Source organism: Caulobacter segnis, assembly GCF_019931575.1.
GTDB classification, from domain to species: Bacteria; Pseudomonadota; Alphaproteobacteria; order Caulobacterales; family Caulobacteraceae; genus Caulobacter; species Caulobacter segnis_C.
Genome location: NZ_CP082923.1, coordinates 655,598 through 669,199, shown reverse-complemented (window position 1 = coordinate 669,199; position 13,602 = coordinate 655,598). Strand labels below are relative to the sequence as shown.

At 67.9% G+C, this 13,602-nt stretch carries 16 protein-coding genes; 6 read left to right on the top strand and 10 right to left on the bottom strand.

The window, feature by feature from the left end; all coding sequences use genetic code 11:
- Positions 1-74 precede the first annotated feature (74 nt).
- Together K8940_RS03215 and K8940_RS03210 are read left to right on the top strand one after the other, a co-directional pair.
- Positions 75-1,496, top strand: coding sequence for a M20/M25/M40 family metallo-hydrolase (locus K8940_RS03215; protein WP_223393102.1), 1,422 nt, complete (start codon positions 75-77; stop codon positions 1,494-1,496).
- 70 nt (positions 1,497-1,566) lie between these two features.
- Positions 1,567-1,848 carry a hypothetical protein gene (locus K8940_RS03210; protein ID WP_223393101.1) on the top strand — a complete coding sequence of 94 codons (282 nt, stop codon included), beginning with the start codon at positions 1,567-1,569 and terminating at the stop codon, positions 1,846-1,848.
- A gap of 6 nt (positions 1,849-1,854) precedes the next feature.
- Here the strand turns inward: K8940_RS03210 and K8940_RS03205 are convergent, their stop codons facing one another.
- The 4 genes from K8940_RS03205 to K8940_RS03190 all read right to left on the bottom strand — a co-directional run bounded on the left by K8940_RS03205 (position 1,855) and on the right by K8940_RS03190 (position 5,351).
- Positions 1,855-2,787, bottom strand: a complete 933-nt coding sequence (locus K8940_RS03205; RefSeq protein ID WP_223393100.1) for a nucleoside hydrolase — start codon at positions 2,785-2,787, stop codon at positions 1,855-1,857.
- Between the two features lie 50 nt (positions 2,788-2,837).
- Positions 2,838-3,530 carry an MgtC/SapB family protein gene (locus K8940_RS03200; RefSeq protein ID WP_223393099.1) on the bottom strand — a complete coding sequence of 231 codons (693 nt, stop codon included), beginning with the start codon at positions 3,528-3,530 and terminating at the stop codon, positions 2,838-2,840.
- A 35-nt stretch (positions 3,531-3,565) separates the two neighbouring features.
- Entirely contained in the window at positions 3,566-4,528 is a 963-nt protein-coding gene (locus tag K8940_RS03195) for a phosphoribosylaminoimidazolesuccinocarboxamide synthase (protein ID WP_223393098.1), read from the bottom strand.
- A gap of 67 nt (positions 4,529-4,595) precedes the next feature.
- Positions 4,596-5,351, bottom strand: coding sequence for a YebC/PmpR family DNA-binding transcriptional regulator (locus K8940_RS03190; protein ID WP_223393097.1), 756 nt, complete (start codon positions 5,349-5,351; stop codon positions 4,596-4,598).
- A gap of 154 nt (positions 5,352-5,505) precedes the next feature.
- Between K8940_RS03190 and K8940_RS03185 the strand changes: the two genes are divergently transcribed.
- The gene (locus K8940_RS03185) at positions 5,506-6,156 is read left to right on the top strand and encodes a glutathione S-transferase family protein (protein WP_223393096.1); all 651 of its coding nucleotides are present in this window, start codon (positions 5,506-5,508) and stop codon (positions 6,154-6,156) included.
- A 1-nt stretch (position 6,157) separates the two neighbouring features.
- Here the strand turns inward: K8940_RS03185 and K8940_RS03180 are convergent, their stop codons facing one another.
- From K8940_RS03180 to K8940_RS03160, 5 genes are all read right to left on the bottom strand, one after another.
- Positions 6,158-6,574, bottom strand: coding sequence for an organic hydroperoxide resistance protein (locus K8940_RS03180; RefSeq protein WP_223393095.1), 417 nt, complete (start codon positions 6,572-6,574; stop codon positions 6,158-6,160).
- A 70-nt stretch (positions 6,575-6,644) separates the two neighbouring features.
- Complete coding sequence (locus tag K8940_RS03175; RefSeq protein WP_223393094.1) at positions 6,645-7,466, bottom strand: YmdB family metallophosphoesterase; 822 nt, start codon at positions 7,464-7,466, stop codon at positions 6,645-6,647.
- Between the two features lie 21 nt (positions 7,467-7,487).
- Positions 7,488-8,099 carry a 5-formyltetrahydrofolate cyclo-ligase gene (locus tag K8940_RS03170; RefSeq protein WP_223393093.1) on the bottom strand — a complete coding sequence of 204 codons (612 nt, stop codon included), beginning with the start codon at positions 8,097-8,099 and terminating at the stop codon, positions 7,488-7,490.
- 278 nt (positions 8,100-8,377) lie between these two features.
- Positions 8,378-8,704: a cell division protein ZapA gene (locus K8940_RS03165; RefSeq protein WP_223393092.1), complete on the bottom strand. Its 327-nt coding sequence runs from the start codon at positions 8,702-8,704 to the stop codon at positions 8,378-8,380.
- Positions 8,705-8,707: 3 nt separating this feature from the next.
- A complete protein-coding gene (locus tag K8940_RS03160; RefSeq protein ID WP_223393091.1) occupies positions 8,708-9,118 on the bottom strand; it encodes a hypothetical protein in 411 nt (136 codons plus the stop codon).
- 215 nt (positions 9,119-9,333) lie between these two features.
- On the opposite strand from K8940_RS03160, the gene gap reads away from it, so the two are divergent.
- The 3 genes from gap (at position 9,334) to fba (ending at position 12,837) form a co-directional block, all read left to right on the top strand.
- Positions 9,334-10,341, top strand: a complete 1,008-nt coding sequence (gene gap / locus K8940_RS03155) for a type I glyceraldehyde-3-phosphate dehydrogenase (RefSeq protein ID WP_223393090.1) — start codon at positions 9,334-9,336, stop codon at positions 10,339-10,341.
- 72 nt (positions 10,342-10,413) lie between these two features.
- Positions 10,414-11,604 carry a phosphoglycerate kinase gene (locus K8940_RS03150; RefSeq protein WP_223393089.1) on the top strand — a complete coding sequence of 397 codons (1,191 nt, stop codon included), beginning with the start codon at positions 10,414-10,416 and terminating at the stop codon, positions 11,602-11,604.
- A 141-nt stretch (positions 11,605-11,745) separates the two neighbouring features.
- Positions 11,746-12,837, top strand: a complete 1,092-nt coding sequence (gene fba, locus K8940_RS03145; RefSeq protein ID WP_223393088.1) for a class II fructose-bisphosphate aldolase — start codon at positions 11,746-11,748, stop codon at positions 12,835-12,837.
- Positions 12,838-12,910: 73 nt separating this feature from the next.
- Here fba and K8940_RS03140 read toward each other — a convergent pair whose 3' ends face one another.
- Complete coding sequence (locus tag K8940_RS03140) at positions 12,911-13,582, bottom strand: NrsF family protein (RefSeq protein WP_223393087.1); 672 nt, start codon at positions 13,580-13,582, stop codon at positions 12,911-12,913.
- Positions 13,583-13,602 lie beyond the last annotated feature (20 nt).

The following is a 13,602-nucleotide window of genomic DNA, read 5'->3' as shown; positions in this document are numbered from 1 at the left end:
CGGTAAACGCCGCCCCTTGCGCCGGTCGACGAGGCAAGCTCTGTTCTGCGCTCAAGTTCATGGGGAGAGCGCGGATGAAGCGGGCGGTGATGATGACGGCGGGCGCGCTGATGGCGCTGGCGACCGGAGCGGCGGCCCAGACGGCCGAGCCCCCCAAGACCGTCCGTCCGGACCAGCTGGCCTTCCGCGATCTCTACAAGGAGCTGGTCGAGATCAACACCACCCTGTCGGTCGGCAGCTGCACCACCGCGGCGCAGGCCATGGGCGCGCGGCTGAGGGCGGCGGGCTATCCGGAAGCCGACATCAAGGTGGTCGTCGCCGACGGCCATCCCAAGGAGGGCAGCCTGGTGGCCATCCTCCACGGGACCGATCCCAAATCGAAGCCGATGCTGCTGCTGGCCCACATCGACGTCGTGGAAGCCAACCGCGCCGACTGGACCCGCGATCCGTTCAAGCTGGTCGAGGAGAACGGCTACTTCTTCGGGCGCGGCACGTCGGACGACAAGGCCCAGGCGGCCATCTGGGTCGACAGCCTGATCCGCCTGAAACAGGCCGGCTATAAGCCGGGGCGCGACATCAAGCTGGCCCTGACCTGCGGCGAGGAGAGCGAGGCCTATAACGGCATCGAGGACCTGGTGAAGAACCACCGCCCCCTGGTGGACGCCGAATTCGCCCTGAACGAGGGCGCCGACGGCCTGCTGGACGAACACGACAAGCCGGTCGTGCTGGAGGTCCAGGGCGGCGAGAAGGTCTATCAGGACTTCACCCTGACCGTGACCAATCCCGGTGGCCACTCCAGCCGTCCCACGCCCGCCAACGCTATCTATCAATTGTCGGCGGCGCTGGACCGCATCGGCGCCTATGGCTTCCCGCCACGCTTCAACGACGCCACGCGCGGCTATTTCACCAAGATGCAGGCCCGCGTCTCGCCCCAGCAGGCGTCGGCGATGAAGGCGCTGGTGGCCGACATCAACGATCCGGCGGCGCTGAAGGCCGTCACGGCCGATCCGATGTGGAACTCGATGCTGCGCACGACCTGCGTGGCGACCATGGTCAACGCCGGCCACGCGCCCAACGCCCTGCCCCAGCGCGCCACGGCCAACGTCAATTGCCGCATCCTGCCCGGCTCGCCGGTCGAGGAGATCAAGGCCAAGCTGGCCGAGCTGGCCGGCGATCCCGTCGCCGTGACCCTGGCCCACGAGCCCAACACCGTCTCGCCGCCTCCGCCGCTCACCCCGGCGATCATGGGCCCGATCGAGAAGGAAGCCGCCAAGCTGTGGCCTGGCGTGCCGGTGGTGCCGATCCTGCTGACCGGCGCCACCGATGGCGTCCACACCAACGCCGCCGGCATCCCGACCTACGGCGTTTCCGGCATCTTCGGCAGCTCGGACGGCGACGGCATCCACGGCCTGAACGAGCGCGTCCGGGTCAAGTCACTCTACGACGGCCGCGACTTCCTCTACGCCCTGATCAAGGACTACGCGGGCGGAAAATAACCTCCGTTTCCGGGTCTGGAACCGTCGCTCCGTCTCCCTATCTTGCCTTCAACGACAAGGGAGACGGACGATGGTGAGTACGTCGGACGATGGGATCCTGACCGAGTACATGGTCAGCTACTGGTCGATGAAGCACGAGAAGATCGACCGCCCGACCAAGCTCCTCGAAACCCTCTACATATCCGAGCGCTACCGAGCCGGTGAGAACGTGCGGGAGGCGCGATCGGCCTACGACCATGCCGTCTGGAACGGCGTGCCGGTGGCTGAGATGGACCGCCGCCTGGCCGAGCTCGACCAGTTCATGCGCGACCTCGTCCGCGAGCGCGCCGCCCAGTGGGGCCAGCCGCACTGATCGCCCTCAGGCCGCCTCGACGGCGCTCCAGCCGAACAGGCCGCCCAGGATCAGGCGCTTGACCGCGTCGACATCCAGTCCCGTGCAGACCTCGGCGTTCGGGGTTCCGTCGACCTGTTCGACCCGGCCCAGGCGCTCGCCATCGACGATGACCCGCAGGCGGGCGGGCTCGAAGGTGAAGAGTTCGGGCGCCACCAGGCTGGCGGCGGCCACCGCGTCGTGCGGCCGGCAGCCCTCGCCGCCCCAGACCTGCTGGTGAAAGGCGATATAGGGGCCCGCCGCCTTGGTCAGCCGCGCCGACAGCGGCGAGCCGCAGCAGACCGCGCCCCTGGAAAGATCGTCGGCGGTGATCGTCACCCGCGACGTGACGTCCAGCGGCGTCAGCCGGGGCGTGGCGCCGGCCTCCAGCGTGCGCTGCAAGGCCTCCGGATCGCTCCAGGTGTTGAAGTCCGCGCCGCCGGCGGCCTTGCCCTCGACCGCGAAGGCGCCGGCCATGATCGTCGGGCGCCAGTCGCGGAAGGCGGCGGGATCCTCCAGCGAGGCCTTGGCCAGATTGGTCAGCGGCCCCAGGAACAGGCCGCTCAGCTTGCGGCGCGCGGCGAAGGCCAGGAAATTGGCGGAATGGCCACGCTCCAGCTCGGGCAGCTTCCAGCGCTGCGAGAAGCCGCTGCCGTTCAGGCCGTCGACGCCGTGGGCGGGGCGCATGCGCTCGACCCGGCGCTTGGCCAGGCCCGCCCCGGCGCCGATATAGACCTCCGCCCCGCAGCCGGCGAGCCGCAGCACGCCGCGGGCGTTGGCGGCCGCCTGGTCGACATAGGTATTGCCGAACACGGCCGAGACCGAGACCACCTCGACGGCCTGGCGCGAGCGCGCCAGCAAGGCCAGCGCCAGGGCGTCGTCCACGCCGCAATCGGTGTCGATGTGAACCCGCAGAACCATGCGTTCAGTCTAGCCGGGCGGCGTGACGGCGAGAAGCTCGGTCCTTGCCCTCAATCCTTCCTGGGCAGGATATCGAACTCGATCACGCGGGGGTCGTCGCGCAGGCGATGGGCCACTTCGCGCAGGCGCAGCGCGCCCTTACCCGAGAACGCGCCGGCCAACTCGAACACCGTCCCGCCATCGCTCAGGCAGTGGTTCAGACGCGCGCCCTTCAGGTCGTAGTCGGCCAGCAGGGCCCGCAGTTCCGGTTCGTCCAGCGGCGTCTCGCGACGGGAACGGACGCTGATCTCGGTGAAGTTCTTCTGCGGCAGGGTGCGATCCAGCCAGCGGGCGGCGCTGAGCGTGACCACCGCCAGCAGCGTGCCCAGGATCGCCAGATCGTAGAGGCCGACGCCGAACAGGGTGCCGATCGCCGAAGTTATCCACAGGGAGGCCGCGGTCGTCAGGCCGTGCACCGACACCCCCTGCTGGAAGATCACCCCGCCGCACAGGAAGCCGACGCCGGTCAGCACGCCGTGGGCCATGCGGACCGGGTCGATGCGCAGCACCTCGGAAGAGGTCTCTGGCATCCAGCGCACCTGGTGCACCGCGGCCAGCATCAGCAGGGCCGAGGCCAGGCTGACCAGCACGTGGGTGCGCAAGCCGGCGGGCCGGCTGCGGTACTCGCGTTCGAAGCCGATCACCCCGCCGGCGATCACCGCGCCGAGGATGGGAAGAAGTTCGCCGGGAGCCAGCCAGTCCATGACCGCTGTAACGGGCGGGGCGCTCGGGCGATCCCCTAGCCGGCCAGGTAGCTGTCCAGGTTGCGCCGCACGCGGTCCAGGACGGGCTCGGCCGTGTCAGGACGCTGGAACACCTGGCCGGTGATCGTCTCGAACGCCTCGATATAGACCTCCGAGGTCTGCGCGATCAGCGCCTCGGGGATCTCCGGAATCGCGTCGCCGTAGGGGTCGCAGCGTTCAGCGACCCAAGCGCGGACAAAATCCTTGTCGAAGCTGTCGGGACGCTCGCCGGCCTCGAACCTGGCCTCGTAGGTCGCGGCCTTCCAGAAGCGGCTGCTGTCTGGCGTGTGGATCTCGTCGGCCAGGACGATGCGGCCGTCGGAGTCGAGGCCGAATTCGTACTTCGTGTCGGCCAGGATCAGCCCACGCTCGGCGGCGAGCTTCTGGCCGCGCGCGAACAGGGCCAGGGCGTAGGCGCTGAGCTGGTCCCACTGCTGTGCGGTCAGCAGGCCCTGCTCCAGGATCTGGGCGGGCGACAGCGGCGCGTCATGGTCGCCGTCGGCGGCCTTGCTGGTGGGCGTGAGGATCGGCTGGGGCAGGCGCTGGTTGGCGCGCAGGCCGTCGGGCAGCGTCACGCCGTACATCTCGCGCTCGCCCTTGTTGTACAGGGTCAGGATCGAGGTCGAGGTGGTCCCGGCCAGATAGCCGCGCACCACCAGCTCGACCGGCAGCATCTCCAGCCGACGGCCGATCAGCACGTTCGGGTCGGGATAGGACAGGACGTGGTTGGGGCAGATGTCGGCGGTGGCGTCGAACCAGTAGCGCGCCGTCTCCGTCAGCACCTGGCCCTTGAACGGCACGGCGCACAGGATCCGATCGAAGGCGCTGAGCCGGTCCGAGGCGACGATCACCCGGCGGCCGTCCGGCAGGTCGTAATTGTCCCGCACCTTGCCGCGATAGTGGTTGGGCAGGCCGGGCAGGTCGACGACAGCCAGGGCGTTCGGAGCGAAGAGGGTCACCAGGGCCTCGGTCTCTAGGCAATGCACAAAGGAAAGGGAGGTCCAGCGGACCTCCCTCGAAAAAGCGTCAGCCCAGCTTGGCCAGGTCTTCGTCGCTGATGTCCTCGTTCGAATAGACGGCCTGGACGTCGTCGTCCTCGTCCAGCATGTCGAGCAGCTTCATCAGGGTGGCGACGCTGTCGCCCGTGACCGGCACCTGCATCTTGGGACGCCAGGCGATCTTGGTGTTGGTCGCCGGGCCGAACTTGGCCTCCAGGGCGGCGGCCACCTCGTTCAGGCTCTCGAACGCGGTGTAGACGGTGTGGCCTTCGCCTTCTTCGTCCATGTCCGAGGTGACGTCGTCGGCGCCGGCCTCGATGGCGGCTTCCATCATGTCGTCTTCCGACGCGGCCTTGGCCGGATAGCTGATCTGGCCGACGCGGTCGAAGTTGAAGGTCACCGAGCCGGTGGCCCCCATGTTGCCGCCCATCTTGGTGAAGTACGAGCGGACATTGGCGGCGGCGCGGTTCTTGTTGTCGGTCAGGACCTCGACAACGATGCCGACGCCGCCGGCGGCGACGCCTTCATAGCGGATTTCCGAGTAGTCGGCCGCGTCGCCCATCTGCGACTTCTTGATCGCGCGGTCGATGACGTCCTTGGGCAGGCTCTCGGCCTTGGCGTTGTTCACGGCCAGGCGCAGGCGCGGGTTCATGGCCGGGTCGGGCAGGCCGGCCTTGGCGGCGACGGTGATTTCCCGCGACAGCTTGGAGAACAGCTTGGAGCGCGCGGCGTCGGCGCGGCCCTTGCGGTGCATGATGTTCTTGAATTTCGAGTGGCCGGCCATTCGGAGGCTCTGTCTCTGGTCTGAAAATGGAGTGTGCGCGCTTCTAGCGTCCGGGGGCGGGTTTTGTCACCCCCAAGGGCCTGTCGGCGGGGCTTGCATCACCGTGCACAGCGATATAGTTAGGCAATGACTTAAGTGTTTGAGAGCCGACACGATGAGCCTGACGCTGCACGCCCACCCCCTGTCCTCGTTCTGCTGGAAGGTGCTGATCGGCCTGTACGAGAACGACATCGCCTTCGAGAACGTGATGGTCAATCTGGGCGACCCGGCCGTCCGAGAGGCGTTCCGGAAGCTGTCGCCGATGGGCAAGATGCCGGCCCTGCGTGACGAAGCCCGCGACGAGACGGTCAACGAGACCAGCGTCATCCTCGACTATCTGGACCTCCACTATCCGGGCCCGGTCCGGTTCACGCCGGCCGATGCGGACCTCGCCTGGCGGACGCGGTTCTGGGATCGGTTCTTCGACCACTACATCCACCACCCGATGCAGCGGATCGTCGCCGACCGCCTGCGACCGCCGGAGGCCAAGGACGGCTTCGGCGTCGACGAGGCCTATGGTCAGCTGGCCCAGGCCTGCGATCACCTGGAAGACGTACTGGCCGACGGCCGCGTCTGGATGAGCGGCGACTTCGGCCTGGCCGACTGCGCGGCCATGCCGGCGCTGTTCTATGCAGACAAGGTCCAGGCCCTGGCCGAGCGCTGGCCACTGAGCCTGGCCTATCTGGAGCGACTGAAGACCCGGCCCTCGGTCCAGCGCGTTCTGACCGAGGCCGAGCCGTTCTTCAAGTACTTCCCGGAGGGCTAGTTCAGGCCACGTCCAGCTGCACGTCGACATTGCCGCGCGTGGCCTTGGAATAGGGGCAGACCTCGTGGGCCGCGTGCAGCAGCTTCAGCGCGGTGTCGCGATCCAGCTCCGGCGCCGTCAGCTTCAGGCGCACGCCGACGTGGAAGCTGGTGTCGTCCTTGATCAGGTCGACCTCGGCGTCCAGGCTGTGCTCGCCCAGCTTGACGCCCTGGTTGCGGGCCACCAGGCCCAGCGCGCCCAGGAAGCAGGCCGAATAGCCAGCCGCGAACAGCGACTCCGGATTGGTGCCGTCGCCGCTGCCGCCCATCGACTTGGGGAACGCCAGCCTAACGTCCAGATGGCCGTCATCGGCCTTGGCGGTCCCATTGCGACCGCCGACGGCGTGGGCGTGAGCGGTGTAGACGGTGGCGTCGGTCATGGTGGAGAGGCTCCTCTTGAGGTGGTCCCAGCCAACGCCCAACGCATGACGAAAGCAATCGCGCTTTGGATCAGGCCTCGGGAATGGTCGGCTTCAGCCGCCCGCCCACGCGGATCGGCTCGACCCGCGTCGCCAGGCCGGTGCGGTCGTCCGTCTCGACGAACACGCCACACACCGTCGCCGGACCCGAGGCCGGCTGGTAGCGCCCGCCGCTGATCTTGGTCGTGAAGCGGCGCAGCGGCTCGTCCTTCTGGTTGCCGATCACGCTGTCGTAGTCGGCGCAGGCGCCCGCGTCGGTCTGGTAGGCGGTGCCGCCCGGCAGGATCTGACAGTCGGCGGTCGGGACGTGGGTGTGGGTGCCGACCACCAGCGAGGCGCGGCCGTCGCAATAGTGGCCCATGGCCATCTTCTCGGAGGTCGCTTCGCAGTGCATGTCGACCACCACCGCGTCGGCCACCTGGGCCAGCGGGGCCTTGTCCAGCTCGCGGTCGACGGCGGCGAACGGATCGTCCATGGCGTCCATGTGGACGCGGCCGAGCAGGTTCACGACGTAGATCGTCTTGCCGCTGTCGGTCTGGAACAGGTGGCTGCCGCGTCCCGGGGCGTCGGACAGGATCGGATAGTTGGCCGGGCGGATCAGGCGCGGTTCGCGGACGATGTAGGTCAGGGCCTCGCGCTGGTCCCAGCTGTGGTTGCCCAGGGTCAGGCAGTCGGCCCCGGCCTCGAACAGCTCGCGCGCCGTGTTCTCGGTGATGCCGAAGCCGGCCGCGGCGTTCTCGGCGTTGATGATCACGAACTCGAGGGAGAGCCGGCGGCGAAGATCGGGCAGATGGTCGGCCAGGCCGTCGCGGCCCGACTTGCCGACGACATCGCCGAAGAAGGCGAAACGCATCGAAAGTCCTTGGATCGGGCCTCAGCGGCCCCTGTCGTTGACGGCCATATACTCTTTTTCGGTGAGAATGGCGTCCAGCCTTTGATCGTGCGGCTCGTGCGGCAGATTTTCCACCTGCTGGCCGCTGTAGGCCAGGCCCAGGACGAAGACGTCAGGCTTGCGCGCCCGCAGGTCCTCCAACGCCCGATCGTAATAGCCGCCCCCCTGCCCCAACCTCAGCCCATCGCGCTGGAAGGCCAGCAGCGGCGTGATCACCAGATCAGGCTGGACTATCGGCGCTTCCAGCGGGGGACTGCGCAGGCCGATGGCGTCGTGGACCAGCGACGTCGCGCGGTCCCAACGCCGGAACACCATCTCGCCATCGTCCTTGTCCAGCACCGCCGGCAGCGCCAGGATCCAGCCCGCCTCCGCCAGTTGGTCGGCCAAGATGCGCGGCGACACCTCCGAACCAAGCCCGTGATAGAGCGCGGCGACCTTGCCCTCTGGGTGCGGGAACAGCCTGGCCAGCGGCTCGCGCGCCACATCGGCGATCATCCAGTCGGCTTCAGGGTGGTCGAGCGCCAGTTGCTTGCGCTGGCTCCGCAGGAAGACGCGCAGCGCGATCTTGGCCGCGAGGGGGTCAGCGATGGTCATCGACCATCTATAGCGCTTTCGAGGGAAAAGGGTGGCGGCGCCGCGAAGAACCGTGAAGACGTTTCAATCCACTCGAACCTGTCAGTAACAGGTGGGCCCCGTATTCCCGCAGCCACGGCCACGGGAGGGAACAGGTCCCGATAGAGAGATTAAGGTCCCTGGGAATAGAAATCTTCGACGAGAGCCACAGCATGACCCGCCGTGGATCAAGATAGGGACTCGGGAGCCGGAAAGCCAGGGGCTGGCTGTCGCACCTTCCCCCTACCTATTGGAAAGACTTACTCCGCCGCCAGCTTCTCGATCTTCTCGGCGGCCGCGTCCAGGGCGCGGATGGCGGCGATTTCAGCCTTGGTGCCTTCCTGGTTCAGGCGGGCGATCTCGGCGTTGGCGTGGGCCAGGCGCAGCTTCATGTCCGACAGCTCGTCGGCCAGCAGCAGGGCGCCCATCAGGAAGAGCCGGGTCTCGCCCAGCTGGCCGACGTCGCTGCTGACCTGGCGGACCTGGCGGTCGAACAGGCGGGCCAGCTCCTTCAGATGCGGCTCCTGGCCGTCCTCGCAGCCGACCGTGTAGGGGCGGCCGTTCACGTGGATGGTCACCTGCGCCATAGGTCAGCCCTCCTTGGGATCGTCGAACAGGTCCTCGTCCTGCTCGGGCGAGACGGCATTTCCAGCACGGCGTTCGTGCTCGTCGTGCTCGTGGTCGTCATTGGCCACGGGCTCCTCGCCCAGGGCGGCGCGGATCTCGGCGATGGCGCGGCCCAGGGCCACCGAGGCCTGTTCGCCCGCCTCCTCCAGCGCCTTTTCCCGCTCGTGAGCGGCCTCCAGATCGGCGATAAGGCGCGCGCGCTCCTCGTCCCCAAAGGCTTCCGGGAACAGGCTTGGCGCGGATGCGCCGGCGGCGGGCGACGGCGCCCGCGCAGCTTCGAGCGCCTTGGCCGCCAGGCGCTGTTCGAGCGTGCTCACCGCCCGTTCCAGGCGGCGCACGGCGAGGTCTAGGGCCGTACCGTCGGCCGGGATCATCGGCGGATTTCCATCATGCAACGCAACATACAGATCGAGGCCCTGTAAGCCAGCGGCACGGGGCGACATTTGGGCGACGCGCAGCCCATAGCAGCATTCATGGGGTCGGTCTCAATTTCTCGGACTTGACTTCGCGTCTTTCCCCCGCAAAACGCGCACCCAAATAGGGAACGCCGGTCGACATCGATCCGGCGGCCACATCAGGAGAAAGACCCATGGCTATTCGCGTCGCCATCAACGGCTTCGGCCGCATCGGACGTCTGGTCCTGCGCTCCATCGCCGAGCATGGCCGCCGCGACATCGAGGTCGTCGCGATCAACGACCTCGGGCCGGTCGAGACCAACGCCCACCTGCTGCGCTACGACAGCGTCCACGGCCGCTTCCCCGGCGTCGTCACCTCGGGCGAGGACTGGATCGACGTGGGCCTGGGCAAGATCAAGGTCACGGCCATCCGTAACCCCGAAGAACTGCCGCACAAGGACCTGGGCGTCGACATCGCCTTCGAGTGCACCGGCATCTTCACCGCCAAGGATAAGGCCGCCGCCCACCTGAAGGCCGGCGCCAAGCGCGTGCTCGTGTCCGCTCCCGCGGACGGGGCCGACAAGACCATCGTCTACAAGGTCAACCACGAGACCCTGACCGCCGACGACATCATCGTCTCGAACGGTTCGTGCACCACCAACGCCCTGGCCCCGGTGGCCAAGGTCCTGCAGGACCTGGTCGGCATCGAGCGTGGCTACATGACCACGATCCACAGCTACACCGGCGACCAGCCGACGCTGGACACCATGCACAAGGACCTCTATCGCGCCCGCGCCGCGGCCCTGAGCATGATCCCGACCTCGACCGGCGCCGCCAAGGCCCTGGGTCTGGTCCTGCCGGCCCTGAAGGGCAAGCTGGATGGCTCGTCGATCCGCGTCCCGACCCCGAACGTCTCGGTCATCGACCTGAAGGTCGTGCCCTCGCGCGACACCGACGTCGCCGAGGTCAACGCCGCCCTGCAGGCCGCCGCCGACGGCCCGATGAAGGGCGTGCTGTTCACGACGACCGATCCGCTGGTCTCGACGGACCTGAACCACATCGCCGCCAGCTCGACGGCCGCCCTGCCCCAGACCCAGGTCATCGAGGGCAAGCTGGTCCGCGTGCTGTCGTGGTACGACAACGAGTGGGGCTTCGCGACCCGCATGAGCGACACGGCCCTCGAGATGGCCAAGTTCCTCTAAGGAACTGAAAGACCCAGCCCCCGCTCCGCAAGGAGCGGGGGTTTTCCTTGTTCCTCATCGTCAGGAAGCTCCATGCCTTTCCGCACCCTCGACACCGCCGACCTCGCCGGCAAGCGCGCCCTGGTCCGGGTGGACTTCAACGTCCCCGTCGACGGCGGCAAGATCACCGACGACACCCGCTTGCGCGCGGCGCTGCCGACCATCCACTACCTGTCCAAGCAAGGCGCCAAGGTCGTGCTGCTGGCCCACTTCGACCGCCCCAAGGGCAAGGTCGTGCCGGAGATGAGCCTGGGCTTCGTGGCCGGGCCGCTGTCCAAGCTGCTGGAGCAGCCGGTCGCCTTCGCCAGCGACTGCGTCGGTCCCGAGGCCGCCAAGGTCGTCGACGGCCTGGAGAACGGCGGCGTCGCCCTGCTGGAAAACGTCCGCTTCCACGCCGGCGAGGAGAAGAACGACGCCGACTTCGCCAAGGCCCTGGCCGCCAACGGCGATGTCTATGTCAATGACGCCTTCAGCGCCGCTCACCGCGCCCACGCCTCCACCGAAGGCCTGGCCAAGCTGCTGCCGGCCTATCCGGGCCTGTCCATGCAGCGCGAACTGGAGGCTCTGGACGCCGCGCTAGGCAATCCGAAGAAGCCGGTGATCGGTATCGTCGGCGGCTCCAAGGTCTCGACCAAGCTCGACCTGCTGAACAACCTCGTCTCGAAGCTGGACCGCCTGGCTATCGGCGGCGGCATGGCCAACACCTTCCTGTTCGCCCAGGGCCACGACGTGGGCGGCTCGCTCTGCGAAAAGGACCTGGCCGACACCGCCCGCGAGATCATCGCCAAGGCCGCCGCCGCCGGCTGCGAACTGCTGCTGCCGGTCGACGTGGTGGTGGCCAAGAAGGTTGCGCCGGGCGTGGAAACCGCTGTCCGTCAACTCAACGAAGTCCAAGCCGACGACCTGATCCTCGACGCGGGCCCGGAAAGCGCCAAGCGCCTGCTGGCGGCCATGGACGCAAGCATCACCCTGATCTGGAACGGCCCGCTTGGTGTTTTCGAGGTCCCTCCGTTCGATGAAGCGACCGTTTCGGCGGCGAAACACGCTGCGTCCCTGGCCAAATCAGGTAAACTTGTGGCTGTCGCGGGCGGCGGTGATACTGTCGCTGCATTGAACCACGCGGGCGTGTCGGCCGATTTTACTTTCGTCTCGACCGCCGGCGGCGCGTTCCTCGAATGGATGGAGGGCAAGACGCTTCCCGGCGTCGCGGCGCTCGAAAACTAAAACTACTTTGCTGGCGCGGATCGTGCAGATCCGCGTTCAGCCTGTGTCAGAGTGACTACCCGGGCAGAGAACGCACAAGCGTCACGGCCCCAACAACAAGAAACGACCCAACCTCACTTCACGCTTGCAGGAGAGAATTACGTGGCTCGCATCACGTTGCGACAGTTGCTGGATCATGCCGCCGAGCATGAGTACGCACTACCGGCCTTCAACATCAACAATATGGAACAGGGCCTGGCGATCATGGAGGCGGCCGAGGCCGTCAACTCGCCGGTCATCATCCAGGCTTCGCGCGGCGCGCGCAGCTACGCCAACGACATCATGCTGGCCAGGATGATCGACGCCCTGGTCGACATCTATCCGAACATCCCGGTGTGCATGCACCAGGACCACGGCAACGGCCCGGCGACCTGCGCCACGGCGATCCAGTACGGCTTCACCTCGGTGATGATGGACGGCTCGCTGATGGAGGACGCCAAGACCCCGGCGACCTACGAGTACAATGTCGAGGTCACCCGCAAGGTGGTCCAGATGGCCCACAGCTGCGGCGTCTCGGTCGAAGGCGAGCTCGGCGTGCTGGGCTCGCTGGAGACCGGCATGGGCGAGGCCGAGGACGGCCACGGCTTCGAGGGCAAGCTGTCGCATGACGAGCTTCTGACCGATCCCGATCAGGCGGTCGACTTCGTCGCCCAGACCGGCGTCGACGCCCTGGCCATCGCCATGGGCACCAGCCACGGCGCCTACAAGTTCACGCGCAAGCCGGACGGCGACGTCCTGGCCATGAACGTGATCGAGGAGATCCACCGCCGCCTGCCCAACACCCACCTGGTGATGCACGGCTCGTCCAGCGTTCCGCAGGACCTGCAGGACATCATCAACCAGTACGGTGGCGACATGCCCCAGACCTGGGGCGTGCCGGTGGAAGAGATCCAGCGCGGCATCAAGCACGGCGTGCGCAAGGTCAATGTCGACACCGACAACCGTCTGGCCATCACCGGCGCCATCCGCAAGGTGCTGATGGAGAAGCCCGCGGAGTTCGATCCGCGCGCCTACCTCAAGCCCGCCAAGGAAGCCATGCGCAAGGTCTGCCAGGCCCGCTTCACCGAGTTCGGCTCGGCCGGCTGGGCCGACAAGATCAAGCCGATCTCGACCGCCGCCATGGCCAAGCGCTACGCCTCGGGCGAACTGCACGCCAAGTTCGGCGCCGGCGCGGCCAAGGCCGCCGCCGAATAGGGCGACCGGTCGGCTGAAGGACAGAGAGGGCCTCCCGGAGCGATCCGGGAGGCCCTTTCGTTACGCCCCCATACTATTCGGCCGCGAGAAAGCGGCGGCGACGGGCGAGCAGCTTGATGGCGCCGGCCCCGAGTCCGCCGCTGGCCAGCATGGCCAGGGTGAACCAGGGACCGACAAACGCGTAGGTCCCCTGCCAGCAGTGCAAGCCGTCGACCGTCGCCGCGACGCCCCCGCAGAAAAGGCCGCAGGCGAAGCCCGTGGGGGCCGGCCGCGGAAGATCGACATCGCGCAGGCCGGCCACGGTCAGGACCAGCATCGGCGCGGCGATGACGAGGATATCGCCCAGGCACGTTGCGCCGCCGGGCCAGAGCAGGATCGCCGCGGCCGCCGGCGTCAGGGTCGAGGCCTGGATCGCGGCGGCGAGCAGCATGGCGCAGGCCAGCGCGCCGGCCACGGCCAGCATCGCGACGCCGCCTCGGCATCCGCGCGCCAGCCAGGTGGCCGCCGCCAGGGCGCAGGCCCCCACGGCAGCGGGATAGGCCGCCTTGATCCAGAAGAAGGAATCGGTCACCGCGATCGGCAGGTCCGGCCTCGGCGTCAGCCACAGCAAGATCATCAGCACGCCCGCAAGGGCGCCGGCGGCGGCGATCTCGGCCAGCCGCCAGGGCAGGGTCGCCGCCGACCAGATGGGCGCGCCATTCCCTCCGCCGCTCGCCGACGCGGCGAGGGTGTCGTCGATCGTCATGCGCCCTCCCCACAGAGTCG